General features: G+C 75.3%; 21 protein-coding genes and 1 pseudogene. 11 read left to right on the top strand and 11 right to left on the bottom strand.

Features of this window, described 5'->3' with window-relative positions; translation table 11 throughout:
• Positions 1–206 precede the first annotated feature (206 nt).
• From ACFV0G_RS00905 to ACFV0G_RS00895, 3 genes are read left to right on the top strand one after another with little or no spacing between them, the layout of a single operon-like run.
• Positions 207–1790: a PP2C family protein-serine/threonine phosphatase gene (locus ACFV0G_RS00905; protein WP_380539501.1), complete on the top strand. Its 1584-nt coding sequence runs from the start codon at positions 207–209 to the stop codon at positions 1788–1790.
• Positions 1780–2973: a B12-binding domain-containing protein gene (locus tag ACFV0G_RS00900; protein WP_380539389.1), complete on the top strand. Its 1194-nt coding sequence runs from the start codon at positions 1780–1782 to the stop codon at positions 2971–2973. The genes ACFV0G_RS00905 and ACFV0G_RS00900 overlap by 11 nt, the downstream gene beginning before the upstream one ends.
• Positions 2970–3341 (top strand): STAS domain-containing protein, encoded by a 372-nt coding sequence (locus ACFV0G_RS00895; protein ID WP_380539386.1) that lies wholly within the window; start codon positions 2970–2972, stop codon positions 3339–3341. Before ACFV0G_RS00900 ends, ACFV0G_RS00895 begins: the two co-directional genes overlap by 4 nt.
• Positions 3342–3425: 84 nt before the next feature.
• On the opposite strand, the gene ACFV0G_RS00890 is transcribed toward ACFV0G_RS00895, so the two are convergent.
• On the bottom strand, positions 3426–4217 hold the full coding sequence (locus ACFV0G_RS00890) for a DUF3050 domain-containing protein (protein ID WP_380539383.1): 792 nt from the start codon (positions 4215–4217) through the stop codon (positions 3426–3428).
• Positions 4218–4590: 373 nt separating this feature from the next.
• On the opposite strand from ACFV0G_RS00890, the gene ACFV0G_RS00885 reads away from it, so the two are divergent.
• A complete protein-coding gene (locus tag ACFV0G_RS00885; RefSeq protein WP_380539380.1) occupies positions 4591–5640 on the top strand; it encodes a hypothetical protein in 1050 nt (349 codons plus the stop codon).
• A gap of 45 nt (positions 5641–5685) precedes the next feature.
• On the opposite strand, the gene ACFV0G_RS00880 is transcribed toward ACFV0G_RS00885, so the two are convergent.
• The 5 genes from ACFV0G_RS00880 to ACFV0G_RS00860 form a co-directional block, all read right to left on the bottom strand.
• Positions 5686–6525, bottom strand: coding sequence for a hypothetical protein (locus ACFV0G_RS00880; RefSeq protein WP_380539377.1), 840 nt, complete (start codon positions 6523–6525; stop codon positions 5686–5688).
• A 12-nt stretch (positions 6526–6537) separates the two neighbouring features.
• Entirely contained in the window at positions 6538–7905 is a 1368-nt protein-coding gene (locus ACFV0G_RS00875) for a radical SAM protein (RefSeq protein WP_380539374.1), read from the bottom strand.
• An 11-nt stretch (positions 7906–7916) separates the two neighbouring features.
• Complete coding sequence (locus ACFV0G_RS00870) at positions 7917–8300, bottom strand: hypothetical protein (RefSeq protein ID WP_380539371.1); 384 nt, start codon at positions 8298–8300, stop codon at positions 7917–7919.
• 115 nt (positions 8301–8415) lie between these two features.
• Entirely contained in the window at positions 8416–8967 is a 552-nt protein-coding gene (locus ACFV0G_RS00865) for a nitroreductase family protein (protein ID WP_380539368.1), read from the bottom strand.
• The gene (locus ACFV0G_RS00860; protein WP_380539365.1) at positions 8964–9287 is read right to left on the bottom strand and encodes a DUF6092 family protein; all 324 of its coding nucleotides are present in this window, start codon (positions 9285–9287) and stop codon (positions 8964–8966) included. The genes ACFV0G_RS00865 and ACFV0G_RS00860 overlap by 4 nt, the downstream gene beginning before the upstream one ends.
• Here ACFV0G_RS00860 and ACFV0G_RS00855 point away from each other — a divergent pair.
• The 7 genes and pseudogenes from ACFV0G_RS00855 to ACFV0G_RS00825 form a co-directional block, all read left to right on the top strand.
• Positions 9213–9818, top strand: a pseudogene (locus tag ACFV0G_RS00855) (hypothetical protein); the annotation flags it as partial. The gene ACFV0G_RS00860 and the pseudogene ACFV0G_RS00855 sit on opposite strands and share 75 nt — an antisense overlap.
• 222 nt (positions 9819–10040) lie before the next feature.
• Positions 10041–11228 (top strand): 4Fe-4S dicluster domain-containing protein, encoded by a 1188-nt coding sequence (locus tag ACFV0G_RS00850; protein WP_380539498.1) that lies wholly within the window; start codon positions 10041–10043, stop codon positions 11226–11228.
• The gene (locus ACFV0G_RS00845; protein WP_380539362.1) at positions 11225–11680 is read left to right on the top strand and encodes a Crp/Fnr family transcriptional regulator; all 456 of its coding nucleotides are present in this window, start codon (positions 11225–11227) and stop codon (positions 11678–11680) included. The genes ACFV0G_RS00850 and ACFV0G_RS00845 overlap by 4 nt, the downstream gene beginning before the upstream one ends.
• Positions 11677–12474 (top strand): FAD/NAD(P)-binding protein, encoded by a 798-nt coding sequence (locus ACFV0G_RS00840; RefSeq protein ID WP_380539359.1) that lies wholly within the window; start codon positions 11677–11679, stop codon positions 12472–12474. The genes ACFV0G_RS00845 and ACFV0G_RS00840 overlap by 4 nt, the downstream gene beginning before the upstream one ends.
• 2 nt (positions 12475–12476) lie before the next feature.
• A complete protein-coding gene (locus ACFV0G_RS00835) occupies positions 12477–13310 on the top strand; it encodes an oxidoreductase (RefSeq protein ID WP_380539356.1) in 834 nt (277 codons plus the stop codon).
• Positions 13307–14653, top strand: coding sequence for a Ni/Fe hydrogenase subunit alpha (locus ACFV0G_RS00830; protein ID WP_380539353.1), 1347 nt, complete (start codon positions 13307–13309; stop codon positions 14651–14653). The genes ACFV0G_RS00835 and ACFV0G_RS00830 overlap by 4 nt, the downstream gene beginning before the upstream one ends.
• A complete protein-coding gene (locus ACFV0G_RS00825; protein ID WP_380539350.1) occupies positions 14650–15111 on the top strand; it encodes a hydrogenase maturation protease in 462 nt (153 codons plus the stop codon). Before ACFV0G_RS00830 ends, ACFV0G_RS00825 begins: the two co-directional genes overlap by 4 nt.
• Positions 15112–15157: 46 nt before the next feature.
• Here ACFV0G_RS00825 and ACFV0G_RS00820 read toward each other — a convergent pair whose 3' ends face one another.
• The 5 genes from ACFV0G_RS00820 to ACFV0G_RS00800 all read right to left on the bottom strand — a co-directional run bounded on the left by ACFV0G_RS00820 (position 15158) and on the right by ACFV0G_RS00800 (position 18083).
• The gene (locus ACFV0G_RS00820; RefSeq protein WP_380539348.1) at positions 15158–15433 is read right to left on the bottom strand and encodes an SHOCT domain-containing protein; all 276 of its coding nucleotides are present in this window, start codon (positions 15431–15433) and stop codon (positions 15158–15160) included.
• 132 nt (positions 15434–15565) lie between these two features.
• On the bottom strand, positions 15566–16270 hold the full coding sequence (locus tag ACFV0G_RS00815) for a response regulator (protein ID WP_380539345.1): 705 nt from the start codon (positions 16268–16270) through the stop codon (positions 15566–15568).
• Positions 16271–16365: 95 nt separating this feature from the next.
• A complete protein-coding gene (locus ACFV0G_RS00810) occupies positions 16366–16965 on the bottom strand; it encodes a CBS domain-containing protein (protein ID WP_380539342.1) in 600 nt (199 codons plus the stop codon).
• A 12-nt stretch (positions 16966–16977) separates the two neighbouring features.
• Positions 16978–17427, bottom strand: coding sequence for a CBS domain-containing protein (locus ACFV0G_RS00805; RefSeq protein ID WP_380539339.1), 450 nt, complete (start codon positions 17425–17427; stop codon positions 16978–16980).
• A 209-nt stretch (positions 17428–17636) separates the two neighbouring features.
• Positions 17637–18083, bottom strand: a complete 447-nt coding sequence (locus ACFV0G_RS00800; RefSeq protein WP_380539336.1) for a universal stress protein — start codon at positions 18081–18083, stop codon at positions 17637–17639.
• Positions 18084–18234: the final 151 nt, after the last annotated feature.

Genomic DNA, 18234 nt, shown 5'->3' with positions numbered 1-18234 from the left:
TTTCCCAGGTGGCGGGGTACGACGGGACCGGCACCGGGATTGCTTTCGGGTGCCCGGATGCACGATGGTTGCCGGAAGGAAACTGTTGCCGTCCGACATCTGTGAGGTGAGGGGTCCGCTTCGCGCACCCCGTCCGCGTGGTCGATTCGCTGAAGCACTCCGCACCCGACGCCGACGCCGGGCCGTGGACACACGTCCCGCACCCCGTGCTGGTGGTCGGCCCCACCGGCGCCGTCCGGTCACTGAACGCCGGGGCGCGCCTCCTGCTGCCGACCGCGCGGCCCGGCGCCGCCCTCGCCGACACCGCACCCGCCTGGCTCGCCGCCGCCCACCGCAGCGCGGTGCAACCCGTCCCCTCCCCCGGCCCGGGCGCCCCGCCGGCACCCGTCCACGGGCTGCTCGGCGAGCGGACCGTGGCGGCCCACCCCACCCCGGAACGGGACGGCTCGGTGGTGTGGTGGCTGGTCGACGAGACCGACCAACGGCTGGCCCGCACCGCACTGAGCACCGAACGCGAGCGGACGGCCTTCCTGGTGGAGGCCTCCAATCTCCTGCTGAGCTCGCTCAACGTGCAGCGGTGCACCGAGGCGACGGCCCGGCTCGCGGCCGGGCACCTCGCGGATGCCGCCGTCCTGGTCGCCCCGGCCGGCGCCCGACGGCTGCCGGTGACCACCTGCGTCCGCGGCGGCGACCCGTCCGGCGCCCGCCTGGCGGTCGACCCGGCCACCGTCCCCGGGCTCCCGGAGGCGCTCCAGGGCTTCCCGCCGGTGCCCTCGCGCTGGATCGACCCCGCCGCCCTGCCCGGCTGGGCGGTGCCGGACGGCTTCGGCCCGGTCGGATCCGTCGTGGTCACGCCGCTGCCCGGGCACGGCGTCCCCGCAGGCGCCCTGATCCTGCTGCGGCGGAGCGGGCAGGCCGCGTTCAGCGACGGCGAGGAGGTCTTCGCCCGGCTGTTCGCCGCCCGCGCCGGCGCCGCGCTGTCCGCGGCCCGCCTCTACGCCGAGCAGTCGTCCATCACCGACATCCTGATGCGCGAGCTGCTGCCGCCCGCCCTGCACCGGGTCAACGGCGTCGAACTCGCGGCCGCCTACACCCCGGCCCGCGCCGGCGAGCGGGTCGGCGGCGACTTCTACGACGTCCACCCCGCCGACGACGCCGGCCGGGACTCACTGGTCGTCCTCGGGGACGTGTGCGGCAAGGGCCTGGAGGCGGCGGTCCTCACCGGCAAGATCCGCAACACGCTGCACGCACTGCTCCCGCTCGCCGACGACCACGCCCGCGTCCTGCGGCTGCTGAACGGCACCCTGCTCAGCTCCCACCACACCCGCTTCGCCTCGCTCGTCCTCGCCTCCGTCCGGCGCAGCGGCGCGAACGTCGAACTCCGGCTGACCAGCGCGGGCCACCCCGCTCCCCTGGTGGTCCGCCGCGACGGCACGGTGGAATCCGCGCCCACCGGCGGCACGATCATCGGCGTGCTGCCCGACATCCGGTCCACCACCGCCCGGGTCGTGCTCCGCCCGGGCGAGAGCTGCCTGCTCTTCACGGACGGCATCACCGAGGCGCGCGGAGGCCCGCTGGGCGACGGCATGTTCGGCGAGGAGCGGCTGGCCCGGGCCCTCGCGGGCTGCCAGGGCATGCCGATGGAGGCGCTGGTGGAGCACGTCCTGCTGCGTGCCTCGTCCTGGCTCGGCGGCGGGCCGCACGACGACCAGGCCCTGGTGGCGATCGGGGCCCCGCTCCGGCCCGCGCCCGGCACGGCCGCACTCCGGGAGGAACGGCATGGCGCCTGAGACACCCGCCGGGCAGCACCTGCGGCCGGACGCCGCGGGCCCGGGACCGGCCGGCTCCCCCGCGAACACGGACTGGGTCGACCACCTGTGGCAGGCCGTCGCGGCCGGCGACGAGTACGCCGGCGCCACCGTGCTCTTCGACGCCCTGGACGCCGGCGTCGCACCCGAGAGCGTCCTGATCGACGGAATCGCCGAGGTCCAGCGCCGGGTCGGCGCCGCCTGGGCGGCCGACCGGATGACCGTCACCCAGGAGCACGCCGCGACCGCCGTGAACGAGCGCCTGATCGCCGCGATGGCCCACCGCGGACCGGGCACGACCGGCGCTCCGACCGCCCCGCCGCGGCCCGCCACCGGACGGATCACCGTCGCCTGCGTCGACGGGGAGTGGCACGCCCTCCCGGCCCGGCTCCTCGCCGAGGTGCTGCACCTGCGCGGCTGGCGGGTCGACTACCTCGGCGCGCAGGTCCCCACCCCGCACCTGATCGCCCATCTGCACCGCACCGGTCCCGACGCGGTCGCCCTCTCCGCCTCCCTGGTGACCCGCCTCCCCGCAGCCCATGCCGCCATCACCGCCTGCCGGGCGGTCGGCGTACCGGTGCTCGCGGGCGGCGCCGGCTTCGGCCCGGACGGCCGCTACGCCCGGCTGCTCGGGGCGGATGCCTGGGCCCCCGACGCCCGGGCCGCCGCGGACCTCCTCGCCGACGGGCCGCCCGACAGCCCCCGCCCCGTCCACCAGCCGATCGACGACCTCCCCCACCTCGCCGACCAGGAGTACACCCTGGTGACCCGGGAGTCGCGGGAGCTGGTGCGCTCGACCCTGCGCGGGATGCAGGACCGCATCCCGGCCGTCCGCGGCTACACCGACGAGCAGCACGAGCGCACCGCGGAGGACATCGCGCACATCGTGCAGTTCCTCGCGGCGGCCCTGTACACGGGCGACGCCCGGCTGTTCGCCGACTTCCTGACCTGGACGGTGGACATCCTGACGGTCCGGGGGGTGCCCGCCGGCTCCGTTCTGGTGGTGCTCGACCTGCTGGGCGACCGTCTCGCCGAATTCCCCCGCGCCCTGGACGTGCTGGCCTGCGGCCGCGACGCACTCACCACACCCATGCCCGCCGCGGACACACCTCTCGCGCCGCCGTCGGCGCCTTCCTCCGCGTCCCCTGCGCCGGAGCTGCCGTGACCGGTGCGCCCCGCCCTCCGCTGTCGGTGACGGCCGACGTCCACGGCGACCGGCTGACCCTGGTCCTCCGCGGCGACCTCGACCGGGACAGCGCCGGCGACTTCCTGGCGTCCGCCACCCGCGGTCTGGCGGACCGTCCCGGCCTGCGGGAGCTGCACCTGGACTGCACGCGGGTCGGGGCCTTCGACGCCACCGCGCTCTCGGCCCTCCTGATGCTGCGCCGACGCACCGCCGCCGAGGGAGTGCGCCTGCACCTCGACGCCCCGCCGGAAGCAGTACGGCGGCTCCTGGAGACCACCGGCACCCTTGAGCACCTGACGGCCGATCCCGCCGGCCCGTGCGGCGACGGGAGCGCCGGGCACCCCTGAGTCGTCGCACGGACCGCGGTGACCGTCAGCGACAGGTGACGACAGGTGACGGCCGGCGGTGACGCAGGCCGGGGCCGGGGGCCGTCAGGCGCCGAAGTCCGCCAGGATGCCGTCCCACAGGGCGACCCTGGCGCTCAGCGCTCCGCGGACGGTGTCGGCGCACTGGGTCCAGCGCTCGTCGTCGTCGCCGCAGAGGTCGATCAGCATCTGCATGGCCATCGGCGTGTGCTGCTCGCCGTCCACCTCGATGTGGCGGGCCAGGTAGTCCTTGAAGACGGACAGCCGGCCGTCGCCGTCCTCGATCCGGATGACCTGCTCGAACATCTCCGGGATCAGGTCCTCGCGCCCGAACGCGAAGGCCGCGGCCCGGCAGTGGACCGGCGCGTTCTCGATGATGTCCCAGGTGAAGGCGATGAACTCGGCCGAGGCCGCGGGTATGCCGGCCGCCGCAGCCGCCTCGGGGACGCCGGTGCCCGAGCGGAGCGCATCCAGGAAGCCCTCCACCGGGCCGGTGTCGGCCCCCGCTCTCGCCATGCCGTCGAGGTAGAGCTCGAAGTGGCTGATGTACCCCTCGCCGAGCTCGTCGCTCTCCTCGACGAGCACGATCTCGTTGATCAGCCGGCGGCTGGCGGTCGGACCGCTCGGCACCCAGGGCAGCTCCACACAGGTCAGCGACCGCTGGAGGCACTTGAGCAGCGACATGAAGTCCCAGACCGCGAAGACGTGGCGCTCCTGGAACGTCCGGACCCGGTCGAGCGAGTTCAGCTCCCGGTAGACCGGGTGCTTGACGACCTCCTGCCGGACCGGCTCGATGGCCTCGCGCAGAGCAGTCAGGCCCGGGTGCGAACGGTCCCAGTGGTAGCGGTCAGAGCTCATGGGATCTCCATGGTGTGCGGAAGGAGCCGTGCAGGATGTGTGACGGCAGAGCGGAGATCGCGTGTTCGATCCCGCGCGGCACACACTACGCGGACCACCCGCGCGCGATCGAGACCCTGTCACCGACTTCTTCCGGCTGCCCCCAACTGCACTTCTTCGGAGCAATTTTGACGCTCACACGATCCGACGGACCGTCAGCATGCGCACAGCCGAGGCAGGTCCGGGAGTCGGCACGTCAATTGGACCGCTGCACCGGACCACTGGACCGTTGCACCGGTCCCCTCGACCGAACGGGAGAGCGCCCCCGACCGGGCACCCCCCGGTCCGCCGTGGCAGCCGGTGCTCGGCGGCCACGGCCAGCAGAATGTCCGGTATGAGTGGAACCGGGTCGGGAGTGATGGGCGGCGACTACGGCCGGCACGCGGCTGCGCAGCACGAGGGCGCGCAGACCGCGGCCGCCGTGCTGGACCGGGCGCTGGCGGCCGTGCCGGTGCCCGGGGACGGGCGGGCCTTCCGGGCCGCCGATCTGGGCTGCGCCTCCGGCGCCAACGCCCTGGAGCCGATGCGGCGGCTGGTGGCGGCCGTCCGCGGGCGCAACGCCTCGGTGCCCGTCTGGGTCACCCACACCGACATCCCGGGCAATGACTTCAACGCGCTCGTGGCGACACTGACCGGCCCGGCCGCGTACACCGGCACGCCCGGTGTCTTCGCCTGCGCCGAGGCCCGCTCCTTCTACGAGCCGCTCTTCCCGCCGGGCGAGCTGCACCTGGCGTGGAGCACCATCGCCGTGCACTGGCTGTCCCGGGTGCCGCAGCCGATCGACGGGCACGTGTACTGCTCGCGGGCGACCGGGGCGGCACGGGAGGCGCTGCGCCGCCGGTCGGCGGCCGACTGGTCGGGCTTCCTGACCCACCGGGCCGCCGAGCTGGTGCCCGGCGGCCAGCTGGTCGTGGTCGGCGGCGCGGCGACCGATGACGGCCTCAGCGGCGCGGAGGGGATCTTCGACCTGGCGCTGGAGGAGTTGGAGGCCCTCGTCGCCGCGGGGGTGCTGACCGCGGCGCAGCTCGCGGCGATGACGGTGCCGACCTGGAACCGCACGGCCGCCGAGTACCTCGACCCGCTGACGGCCGGTCCGTTCGCCGCTGTCTTCCGGCTGGAGGATCAGCGGTTCGCCGTCCTGGCCGATCCGGCGTACGCCCGGTTCGAGGCGGACGGGGACGCCGAGGTGTACGCCCGGGAGGTGACCGCGTCCTTCCTGGCCGCTTTCGGGCCGTCGCTGTTCGCCGGTCCGGCCGCGGTCGGCCCGGGTGTCGCGGAGCGGTTCGCGGCCGGGCTCGCCGCGCGGGTGCGGGAACGGCCGGGGGCGGCGCGGACGGAGTGGCGGGTACAGGTGCTGCGGGCCACCCGCCGGGACGAGGGCTGACCCGCGGGACGGCCCCGCATCACGCCCGGCATGGACGGCGGGTGGTCAGATGCGGGCGAGCTGGGGTGAGTCGAAGGCGAGGGTGGGCAGCAGGAGCCACTGCTGCGGATTGCGGCGGATCAGGTCCTCGAGGAGTCCGGTGATCAGGTCGCGCATGGCGGCGCGGGCCTGCCGGGCGTCCCCCGGTAGGCCCTCGACGAGGAGGGGTTCGTCGAAGTCCATCGCGATCCGGCCGTCCGGGGTGTACGTCATCACGGTCGGCAGCAGCATCGTGCCGGGCCGGGCCGCCACGGCGACGAACCCGGAGGACAGCGGGCGGGCGCGGCCGAACAGCGTGGCGGGCTCGGCGTCCCGGCCCGAGTAGACGAAGTCGGCGTAGGTGCAGAGCACGCCGCCCGCGGCCAGTCCGGCCAGGATCCGGCGGATCGAGCCGACGTCCCCGCCGACCACCGGGACGGAGCTTCCGTACCGGGGCGTCGGCTCCTCGCCGAAGGCGACGAGCGGCCGGTCGCCGAACACGCCCGCCAGGGTGTGCAGGGCGTCCGGCGCGGCCACCGTCATGGGGGCGACCAGGACGGTGGGCCGCCCCCGGGTCTCCGCCGGCCACTGCCCGCCGGAGGCGACCGCGGCGGGCAGCGGGCGGGCGGTGCCCGCCGTCCAGCCCGCCTGCCGCCAGGCGCACCGGAGCTGGTGGGCGACATGGCCGCGCAGGTCGTCGTCGGCCGGGTCGACCCGGTGCAGCGCGGCGCGCAGCCGGGGCAGTTCGCCGTACGGGTCGCGGGTGCTGACCCAGTCGGCGAGGTCGGCGAGCTCGGCGGGGGAACGCCCGGCGAACAGCCGTCCGGCCAAGGGGTCGTAGGACAGCCCGTGCAGGGCCTCGGCCATGCCCGGCACGGGTCAGCTCACCGTCCGCAGGTAGTCGAGCAGCCGGGTGCCGTGCGCCAGCGAGGCGGAGATCCGGTCGAAGGCGACCAGCGCGACCGCGCACGACTCCGCCCAGATGCCGTTGAGTTCGGGCGCGTGGGCCAGGCAGGTTCCGCCGCAGACGCCGTACCAGATGCAGTCGCCGCACCGGGTGCTGCCGACGTCCCGGCTGCGGATGTGCTCGGCGGTGGCGCTGCCGCGGGCGGCGGCCAGCCCGTCGCCGACCGAGCCCAGTCCGGCGAGCGGGCCGGTCGGGTCGATGCAGTCGCAGGCCTCGACGGAGCCGTCCGCGGAGACGGAGAGCAGGTCGCGGCCGGCGCCGCACTGCGGGCGCATGCACATGTTGCCCCCGGGCCCGGCGATGAAGTTGTCGAGGTACTTCTTGACCGGCAGCACCGGGAAGCCGTCGAACTCGCCGGTCTCGACGGCGTCGAAGAGCTCGGCCCAGGAGTCGACCAGCACCGAGGTGTCGAGGGCGAAGGCGTCCTGCCCGTCCCGGCCGCGCCCGATCGGCTGGAAGAGGCTCCAGTCCCAGGAGGCCATGCCGAGGTCGCGGAAGTGCCGGGCCAGTTCCAGCAGCCTGCCCTGGTTGACGGCGGTGATGGTGCTCATGACGCCGCACCGGCGGACGAAGTCCGGGTGGCGCTCCAGCGCGGCGGCGAACTGGTGGTAGGTGCCGCGGCCCCGGTGGTCGACCCGGAAGTGGTCGTGCACGTCGGCGCCGCCGTCCACCGACACGCCCCAGGAGATGCCGTGCCGGAGGGAGAACTCCACCACGGTGTCGTCGAGCCGGGAGAGGTTGGACTGGCCGGCGAAGTGGATCCGCCTGCCCCGCTCGGCGGCGAGCCGCTGCCCGGTCGTGACGAGTTCCTCGACCAGCGGCCAGACGAGCATCGGCTCGCCGCCGTGCAGGATGACGAAGAGGTCCTGCCCGGCGAGGTCCAGGGCCTGCCGCAGCGCGTCGACGGCGGTGTCCCGGGAGAGGACCACGGCCCGTTCGAAGGTCTCGAAGTCGTAGCAGTAGGTGCAGGCGTGGTTGCAGGCGCTGGTGAGCTTGATGATCACCGTGTTCAGCTGCTCGAACTGCCGCTCGGACCCGCGGACCCCGATGCCGCGTTCGACGAGGAGGTCCCGGAGCCGGCCGACCGGGCCGCGGGCCTGCTCGGGCAGCCGGTGGCTCGGGGAGGCGACCAGCGGCAGCAGGCCGCCGGTCGCCCCGTCGACCGTCACCCAGCGGCCGGAGACCCGGTCCATCACGAGGAGGTTGTCACCGCGCGGCAGGGCGCGCACGCGGTCGGCGTCGAAGCGGTCACGGTGCAGGGTGACGGGTACGGCGGTCATGGCTGCTGCCCCTACTGCCCGCCGCCGCCGTGCATCTCGGGATACTCCAGTACCGCGGTGCGCAGCTGCGACTCGACGTGGGTGCGGGCGACGTCGCGGTGGACGGCGGTGCCGGGCGCGGCGAAGTCCTCCAGCACCGGCGGCTCGAAGTCCTCGATGCGGGCCTGCAGGGCGCAGCAGGCGCGGGTCCACTGGGCCCAGAGACCGGGGTCGGCGCCGATTCGCGGGCGCAGGGAGTCGATCGCGACGGCGTTGACGCCGACGGGCCTGAGTTCCTCGGGGAGCGCGTCGAGGGCCTGCGTGGCGGTCGTCCGCACGTACTCCTCGATGTCCTGCTGCGACATGTCGTGGAGCCGCATCGTCTCCGGCGCCCGCAAGTTGATGATCTTTGCCATGCCCGCTCCTCGTCTCGGAACCAGCCCCCGGGCACAGAAGGTAGCGTAGGAACTACTTGCCGCGAATGAGCCGTGCGGGTGAACTTCCTTCCGGGGCAATCAATATGACGAACCGTCAGCATTCTTCGGTCGAGTGGGGCGTGCCGCGCTCCCAGCGGACGAGGTCGTCCCAGGACGGCCCGCCGCGGCGGCGCACCGGCGGCGGCTGCTCGGCGGCCGGGTGGCCGAGGCAGACGATCAGCTCCGGCCGGACGTCCGGGGGCAGGTCGAGCAGGGTGGCCACCGCCACACGGCTGAAGGAGGTGACCGGCCCGGCCGCGAGGCCGAGGCTGTGGGCGGCCAGGAGCATGGTGGCGGCCGCCGTGCCGACGTCGACGTACGGGCCCGGGTTGGCCGGCGGGAAGCCGTAGCGGCGCACCTCGGCCCAGTCGACGCACACGGCGACGGCCGCCGTCGGGCGCTGGAGCATGCCGGGCGAGACCATGCGCAGCGCCTGGAGCAACCGAGGGCCGGTGACGACCGCGTACCGGTGGAGCCGGCGGTTGCCGGCGTGCGGGGCGAAACGGGCGCTGTCGACGACCGCGGTGAGGAGGTCGCGGTCGACCGGGTCGGCGGTCAGCGCCCGAACGACGCGCCGGGTCCGGATCGCCTCCAGCACCTCGTTCACCCGGCCGATGCCCCGTCGAGTCCGAGGGCGGCGACGAGGTGCTCGGCGATCGCCCGGCACATCGCGTCGATCCGGGCCACGTAGGCGGCCGGGTCGCCGGCCGCGACCGAGGTCTCCGCCAGGCCCGTGGTGATCTCGTGCAGCAGCGGGTGGAGCTCGGGGCCCGCGTGCGGCCCGACCATGGCGGCCAGGCGGCCGGCGGCGGTCAGCAGCCGCAGCGGGGCGTACTCGGCGGCCTCGTCGACCTGGGTGCGGGCGGCCGTGACCAGGTAGGAGAGGAGTTCCACGGCGTCGTCCTGGTCCAGCACCAGCGGTGGCACCGGCTTCTCCTCTCGTGGACCGGCGGCGGCCCGTCGGGCCGGGCTCGGGGATGCGGCCGGCGCCGCCCGTGCCGCCGGGCGGGCGCCGCTGCGCCGGGTGCAGCGATCATAGGTCGGGGCCGGGGCCGCCGGTCCGCTGACACTCCCGGCGCGCGCCGATCGTCCGCGTCCGGGTCACCGGCTGCGGAGCCGCCACCGCCGACGCCGCCCGGGCCGCGACGTCGACGGCGTCGTCGGTGCCCTCCACCGGCTGGACGGCGACCTCGTACGCGGGCCGTCGCCGTCCACGGTGGCCCAGGAGGACACCGGCCGGCAAGGGCCGCGGGCATCGGCAGCGCCGGACCGGTCGACATCCAGGCCGGCGCCGTCAGTCCGGTCAGCATCCCGGCCTGGCACGCCTTTCCGCTTCGCTCGGAGGTCGCCGCCCACCCGGCGGTCGCGGACCTGCCGGTCGCCCTGGGCGGCGACGCCATCGCCATGACCGCGGCCCAGCACTGGCGCGGCGCCGCCCGGCACCACCGCAACGCCCTCTGCCTGGTGGTCTCCACTGGTGTCGGTGCGGGCCCGGTCATCGACGGCCGGCTGCGCACCGTCCCCGTCGGCCGATCCCTCGACCCGCCCTCCCGGGCCCCCGCCCGGACGGGAGTGCACCCATCCAGGCGTACCGGGCCGGTGTCCGGGGCGTGGCTCCTGCCGGGCGGAGCCGTGCCGTGCGAGAGATGGGACGGACGGTCGGCGAGGAGGGTGCGCGGCATGGCGGTGGGCGACGGCGCGCCGGGGCCGGCGGGCGAGGGCGGTGTGATCGGCACCGACGGTCTGGCGGCGCTGGTGGACGTCCTGCTGGCCCGCGGCCTCACGGTGGTGGGACCGACCGTGCGGGACGGCGCGATCGTCCTGGACGAGCTCGCCTCCGCCGAGCAGCTGCCCTTCGGCTGGGGCGTCGAGCTGGAGGCCGGAACGTACCGCCTGCGCGCGCGGGCCGACCGCGCGGCCTTCGCCAACGCCGCCGGTCCGCACTCCTGGAAGAACTACCTGCACCCGTCGCGGGTCCGCCAGTGGCAGGCGGACCGCTCCGCGGGCCGGCTGCTGGTCACGGCGGACGAGCCCGGGCCCGTCCGCTACGCCTTCCTCGGCGTCCGCCCGTGCGACCTGCGGGCCATCGCCGTCCAGGACCGCGTCCTGGTCGGCGGAGCCCACCGCGACCCGGTCTACCGGGGCAGGCGGGCCGGTGCCTTCCTGATCGCGGTCGAGTGCACCGAGCCGGGCGGTACCTGCTTCTGCGTGTCGATGGGCTCCGGTCCGGCGGCAGGTCCCGGGTACGACCTGGTGCTGACCGAGGTGGCGGACGCCGGGGACCACCGGTTCTGGGTCCGCAGCGGCAGCCCGGAGGGCGCCGAGATCCTCGCCGAGCTCCCGGTGCGGGCCACGGACCCGCAGACCGTCGAGGCCGCCCGCAGCGGCGTCGCCTCCGCCGCCGACCGGATGGGCCGCAGCATGCCGGAGGTCGACCTGCACCGGCTGATGGCCGGGACCCTGGATGCACCGCGCTGGGACGAGGTCGCGGAGCGCTGCCTGACCTGCGGGAACTGCACCATGGTCTGCCCGACCTGCTTCTGCACGACCACCGAGGACGTCACCGACCTGACCGGCGACCACGCCGAGCGATGGCGGGTCTGGGACTCCTGCTTCGACCTCGACCACTCGTACCTGCACGGCGGCCCGGTGCGCGGGTCCGCGCCGAGCCGCTACCGGCAGTGGCTGACCCACAAGCTCGGCACCTGGTGGGACCAGTTCGGCTCCTCCGGCTGCGTGGGATGCGGGCGGTGCATCGTGTGGTGCCCCGTCGCGATCGACATCACCGAGGAGGCCGCGGCCCTGCACGAGTGGGCGGCACGGCCGGCGGCCGAGGGCGGCGACGCGTGCGGGGGCGACCGTCCGTGACGGCACCGCCGCGGCTGCTGGACGGCCTGTCGCAGTCCCACCGGGACCGGCTCCTCGCGCTCGCCCGCGATCGGGAGTTCCCCGCCGGCACCCGGCTGTTCGACGAGGGCGGGACGGCCGACCGGTTCTGGCTCCTCCGCTCCGGCGAGGTCGCCCTCGACCTCCACGTGCCCGGGCGGCGGTCCCCGGTGGTCGAGACCGTGGGGCCCGGCCAACTGCTCGGCTGGTCCTGGCTGTTCCCACCGCACCGCTGGCACCTGGGCGCCCGGGCGCTCGGACCGGTCACCGCACGGGAGTTCCCCGCGGCCGAGGTGCGCGCCCTGTGCCGGGCCGATCCGGAGTTCGGCCACGAGGTGGTGCTGCACTGCGCCGCCGTCATCGCCGAGCGGCTGCAGGCCACGCGGCTGCGGCTGGTGGACCTGTACGCACCGGACGGCGGCGGCCCCTCGTGAGCACGGTACCCGTACCGTACCGGGTGGCCTCCGCGCGGCCGGAGAACGCCGACAGCGTTTCACTCGAACTCGTCGCGGACGCAGCGCCGTTGCCCGCCTTCGCGCCGGGGCAGTTCGCGATGGTGTACGCCTTCGGCGTCGGGGAGGTGCCGATCTCCGTCAGCGCGATCGGCAGCGGCACGGTGACGTTCACCGTCCGCTCGGTCGGCGCCGTCTCGGCGGCCCTGTGCGGGCTCGGACCGGGCGACGTCGTGGGGCTGCGCGGCCCGTACGGTGCCGGCTGGAATCTGGACGGGGCGGTCGGCGCCGATGTCCTGGTCGTCGCCGGCGGCGTCGGAATGGCCCCGCTGCGCCCGGTCGTGCACCGCCTGCTCGGCCGGGCCGGCCGCCTCTGCGTCCTGGTGGGCACCCGGACGCCGGCCGACCTCCTGTTCGCCGAGGAGGTGTCGGCCTGGCACGGCCGGGCCCGGGTGGCGGTGACGGTGGACCGGCCCGATCCGGACTGGCCCGGCAGCGTCGGGGTGGTGACCGCCCTGCTGGACCGCGTCGGTCCCGGCCCCCGCACCGGGCACGCCCTGGTCTGCGGGCCCGAGGTGATGATGCGCCGCACCGCCGAGGCGCTGCTGGACCGGGGCGTACCCGCCGGTCGCATCCAGCTCTCGCTGGAGCGGAACATGCGCTGCGGGACGGGGCACTGCGGCCACTGCCAGCTCGGTCCGCTGCTGCTGTGCCGCGACGGCCCGGTCGTCGACTACCGGATGTCCCGACGGCTGCTTTCGGTGAAGGAGTTGTAGCAGTGGACGGTCACGGCCTGCCGACCCTGGCAGTGTGGAAGTTCGCCTCCTGCGACGGCTGCCAGCTGACGCTCCTCGACTGCGAGGACGAACTGCTGGCGCTCGCCGGCCGAGTGAGGATCAGCCACTTCCTGGAGATGAGCAGCGCGGAGGGCGACGGCGCCCCCGTCCGGGCGACCCCGGACGGGGTCGGGCCGTACGACCTGTCGCTGGTCGAGGGCTCCGTCACCACGGCCGAGGACGTCCGGCGGATCCACCACATCCGCAGCGTCTCGCGCCGCCTGGTCACCATCGGCGCGTGCGCGACCGCCGGCGGCGTCCAGGCGCTGCGCAACTTCGCGGACGTCGCCGAGTTCCGAGCCGCCGTGTACGCACGTCCCGAGTACGTCGCCACCCTGGCCACCTCGACCCCGATCTCGGCCCACGTCCCGGTCGATTTCGAACTCCGCGGCTGCCCGATCGACCGCCGCCAGCTGCTCGAGGTGATCACGGCCCACCTGGCCGGCCGCAAGCCCGGCATCCCGGCCCACAGCGTCTGCTACGAGTGCAAGATCCGCGGCACGGTCTGCGTGACCGTCGCCCACGGCACCCCGTGCCTGGGCCCGGTCACCCACGCCGGCTGCGGCGCCATCTGCCCCGCCCACCGGCGCGGCTGCTACGGGTGCTTCGGTCCCGTGGCGGAACCCAACCTGCGGTCGATGGTGCACCAGCTGGAGCGGGACGGAATGTCCGAGCGGGACATCGTCCGGGTCTTCCGCACCTTCAACGCCGGCGCGCCCGAGTACGGGCCGGTCCCGGACCTCGCCGCGGGCCCCGCGCCGGAGGAGCCGCAGTGAGCCACGAGGCATCGCGCACCGTGCGGCTGGACGCCCTGGCCCGCGTCGAGGGCGAGGCGGCCCTGCGGCTGCGGCTCCGAGACGGCGAGGTCACCGCGGCCGAGCTGCGGATCTACGAACCACCGCGCTTCTTCGAGGCCTTCCTGGTCGGCCGCGGCCACACCGAGCCGCCCGACCTCACCGCCCGGATCTGCGGGATCTGCCCGGTCGCCTACCAGATGACGGCCTGCCGGGCGATCGAGGCCGCGTGCGGGGTGCACGTCGACGGACCGATCGGGCAGCTGCGCCACCTGCTGTACTACGGCGAGTGGATCGAGAGCCAGGCCCTGCACGTCCACCTGCTGCACGCCCCGGACTTCCTCGGCTGTGCGGACGCCGTCGAGCTCGCCCGCGGGCACCGGCCGGCCGTCGAGCGCGGGCTGCGGATCAAACAGGCGGGCAACGCCGTGGTGGAGCTGCTCGGCGGCCGGGCCGTCCACCCCGTCAACGTCCGGATCGGCGGCTTCTACCGGACGCCGTCGAGGACCGAGCTCGCCCCGCTCGCCGACCGCCTGCGCCGTGCCCGGGACGATGCGCTGGAGGCCGTGCGCTGGGTCGCCGCCCTGGACTTCCCCGCGGCGTCCTTCGACGGCGAGTTCCTGGCGCTGCACGACCCGGGCAGCTACGCGATCGACTCGGGGTCGCCCGCCGTGCTCTCCGCAGGAGGCGGCCCCGACCGCGTCCGGGGCTTCCCGGTGGACGCCTTCGACCGGCACGTCGTCGAGGAGCAGGTCCCGTACTCCACCGCCCTCCAGTCACGGCTGGACGGCCGGCCCCACCTCACCGGTTCGCTCGCCCGCTACGCCCTCAACGGCCGCTGGCTGCACCCGGTGGCGGCCGGGGCCGCGCGGGCCGCGGGCCTGGGCGACCCCGCGGCGGGAGAGGCGTGCCGCAACCCGTACCGCAGCATCGTCGTCCGGGCGGTCGAGGTGGTGCACGCCCTGGAGGAGGCGCTGGGCATCATCGAGGACTACCTCCCGCCGCCCCGGCCGCACGTCGACGTGCCCGCGCGGGAGGCCGTCGGCTGCGCGGCGACCGAGGCTCCCCGCGGTCTGCTGTACCACCGCTACGCCCTGGACCGGGACGGCACGGTCCGGGCGGCACGGATCGTGCCGCCCACCGCGCAGAACCAGGCCGCCATCGAGCAGGACGTCCGCCGGCAGGTGCAGGAACGGCTGGCGCGGCGCACGGGGGACGTCGGCGACGAGGAGCTGGCCCGGCTGTGCGAGCGGGCCGTCCGCAACCACGACCCGTGCATCTCCTGTGCCGCCCACTTCCTGGACCTGACCGTGGAGCGGTCGTGACCGGACGCATCGTGGTCATCGGTGTCGGCAATGCCTTCCGCCGCGACGACGGCGCGGGACCGGCCGCGATCGAGATGCTGAGGGCCCGTGGCGCGCCGACCGCGGTACTCGCCGTGAGCGACGGCGACCCGGGCCGGCTCCTGGAGCTCTGGTGCCCGGCCGACACCGTCGTCGTCGCCGAGGCGGTGCGCTCCGGTCCGGGACGCCCCGGCCGGCTGCACACCGTCCGTGCCGACCGCGCCGCCCGGCTGGCGACCGGGTCGGCCAGCACCCACGGGCTCGGCCTCGCGGAGACCGTCGCCCTGGCGGGGGCCCTCGGCCGGCTGCCGCGTGCCCTGGTCGTGCACGCCGTCGAGGGCGCGGACTTCACCGTCGGGATCGGGCTCAGTGCGCCCGTCCGGGACGCGCTCCCGTCCCTGGTCCGCCTGGTGGCCGACTCGGTTCGGGCGGCGCAGTGACCCGGGCCCGCCACGTGCACGGCCCGGGTGCCGGCCGCGCGACCCCTCACGAGCCGGGCCCGGCGGACCGGTCCGTGTCGCGGAGCGCGGCCATCCGCGCGTGGTAGTCCTGCTCGTCGATCTCGCCGCGGGCGAACCGGTCGGCCAGGGTCTCCTCGGCCGTGCGACGGCCCTCGGGGGACGGCGGCGGCCCGGTCGGCGACCGGTCGAGGGCGCGGAACAGGGCAGCGCCCGCGACCACCAGCAGCCCGATCACCAGCAGCATGCCGAGGCCCATGCCGAACCAGCCCCAGCCGGTCATGCCGTCGTGCCAGTCCATCATGACGAACACCTCCCGGACTGTTCTCTCCCTCCAGGCTCGTACCGTCCGGGCACCGGCGGCACCGGGCTTCCGGGCCCGATCGGGAGGGACCTTCGGTCCCGGTCCGGGCCCGGCGCGGCCCGCGGTGGCGGCTCAGTACGGCCGGGTCGGCCGGTGTCCGGGTTCGGGGTGCTCGGTGTGGGCGGCCAGCACGGCCGCCTGGAGGCGCCGTTCGACGCCAAGTTTGGCCAGCAGGCGCGAGACGTGGTTCTTCACGGTCTTCTCGGCGAGGTACAGCTCCTTGCCGATCTGCCGGTTGGTCTTGCCCTCGCCGACCAGGGCCAGGATCTCGCGCTCGCGCGGGGTCAGCTGGGCGAGGGCGGCGTCGGTGCCGGTCTCCTCGTGCGGATGGCGGAGGCTCTCCATCAGGGTGCGGGTGGTGGCGGGGTCCAGCATGGACTGGCCGGAGGAGACCGTCCGCACCGCGCTCACCAGGTCCGCGCCCTTGACCTGCTTGAGGACGTATCCGGCGGCCCCCGCCATGATCGCGTCCAGCAGGGCGTCGTCGTCGTCGAAGGAGGTGAGCATCAGGCAGGCCAGGTCCGGCATCCGGTCCCGCAGTTCCCGGCAGACGCCGACGCCGTCGCCGTCCGGCAGCCGCACGTCGAGCACGGCCACCTGCGGGCGCAGCGCGGGCACCCTGGCGAGCGCCTGCGCGCAGCTGCCGGCCTCGCCGACGACCTCGATGTCGGGTTCGGCCTCCAGCAGGTCGCGCACGCCCCTGCGGACGACCTCGTGGTCGTCCAGCAGGAAGACCCGTACGGTCTGCCGGGCCTGGTCGGGCTCCGTCGTGTCCATGGCCGACTCCTGGGGGGTGCGCCCTCGTTCTTCCTCGATTCTGCGCGAGCGGCGCGCCCGGCGCAGCGTCCGGCCGGCCGGTCGCGGGCCCGGTCTCAGGCCGGGGCGGCGAGCCTGACCTCGACGTCCACCACGCCGGGCACGGCGCGGACGAGCTTCTGCAGCAGAGCGGCGGCCGTGGTGTCGGGGAGCGTGCCGGACAGCACGATGCGGCCGTCCTGGGCCCGGACGTCGATCGCCGCCGGGTCCGGCGGGCTGAGGGCGGCGATCAGTTCGAAGCGCACCTGGCCGGCGAGGTCGTCGTCGTCGCGGAGGTGGACCTTGAGCAGGTCGCCGCGGCTGACGATGCCGACCAGGCAGTCCTCGTCGTCGACGACCGGCAGCCGCTTGAAGTGGCGGCGGGCCATCGCCCGGCCGGCCTCGGCGAGCGGGCTGTCGGGGTGCACGGTGACGGCGGGCGCGGACATCAGGGCGCCGGCGGTGAGACCGGTGTACGTCTCCGGTTCGTGTTCCCGGGCGAGCAGCAGGTCGGCCTCGGAGACGACGCCGATCACCCGGCCGTCGCCGGTGAGGACGGGGACGGCGGACACCCCCCAGTGCTGGAGGGTCCGGGCGATGTCCCGGAAGCCCTCGTCGCGTCCGACCGCGGTGACGGCGTGGGTCATGACGTCGCGGACGGTCTCGTAGGTGGCCATGGTGGTCCTCCTTCAGACGACGGGGTTCGGTGCGGGCGTCGGGCCTCCCTCGCGCAGGGCGCTGGAGGAGACGGGTCCGAGTAGGTCGGCGAGGCGTTGCAGGACGTCGAGGAAGAGGTCGTCGATGGTGAGGACGCCGACCAGGCGGGTGCCGTCGAGGACCGGCAGGCGCCGTACCCCGGTGCGGCGGAAGACGCGGTAGGCGGCGGTGAGGTCCTCGTCCGCTCCGACCGTCACCGTCCGCTCGGTCATCAGTGCGGAGACCGGGGTGTCGGGCGGTGTGTCCCGGGCCAGCAGCCGGACGACCAGGTCGCGGTCGGTGAGGACGCCGTGCAGGGTGCCGTGCTCGGCCACCAGGACGGAGCCGACGGCCTGCCCCGCCATCAGCCGGGCGGCGTCACGGGCCGCGGTCGACGGGGTGACCGTGACCGGCGGCGTGGTCATGAGGTCGGCGACGCGCATCTGTGCGGACTCCTCCGGGTGCCCGGCGCCCCGGGGCGGCGACCGCCGCGGGGACCGGCCGAGTGGCGGTCGGATCTGTCGCCTCCAGCACACCCGGCGGGCGCCGGCGCCGGGAGGGCTGCCCGGCACTGTCCGGCGCCGCCGTCGGTGCCGGCGGCGCGGGGTCGTTCGGCCCTCCGGCGGCCGGCGGAGGGCCCGGCGGGGCCCTCTCAGGTGTCCTGGTGCTTGCCGCGGACGATCACCACGGGGCAGTCCGCGTGCTGGACGCAGTGCTGCCCGACCGAGCCGAGCAGCGCCTGGCGGAAGCCGCCGCGCCCGCGGTTGCCGAGCACCAGCAGGTCGGCCCCTTCGGCGGCGTCGAGCAGGACGGTGGCCGCATTGCCGCCCAGGACGCGCTCGCGGACCACGACCGCCGGCTCCGCTCCGAGTTCGGCGGCGACGGCGTCCGACAGGGCCTTGCCGGCCCACACGCCGAAGTCGCCGTCGGCCAGTGTGCCGCTCCAGCCGTAGCTCGCCGGGTACTCCCAGGCGATCACCGCGTCCAGGGTGGCGCCGGTGAGCTCGGCCTGGCGTGCGGCCCACCGCAGCGCCGCGTTGGACGACGGGGATCCGTCGACCCCCACCACGATCCGCCGGGCCGGTGTCCCCTGTGTCATCTGCTGCTCCTCTCCGACCGGCCCGGGCCGATCCCCGCCGGGCTCCGGTGCCGTGGCCACCCAGCCCACCGCATGTCCGCGGCAGGCACCAGGGCCGACCGCGCCCGGGCGGTTGGGCCGTTCGGCCCGGTGGCTGGCTCGCCGGTCCGGG

The organism is Kitasatospora sp. NPDC059571 (assembly GCF_042735675.1).
In the GTDB taxonomy this organism is placed as follows: Bacteria; Actinomycetota; Actinomycetes; order Streptomycetales; family Streptomycetaceae; genus Kitasatospora.
This window is presented reverse-complemented; position numbering and strand designations above follow the sequence as displayed.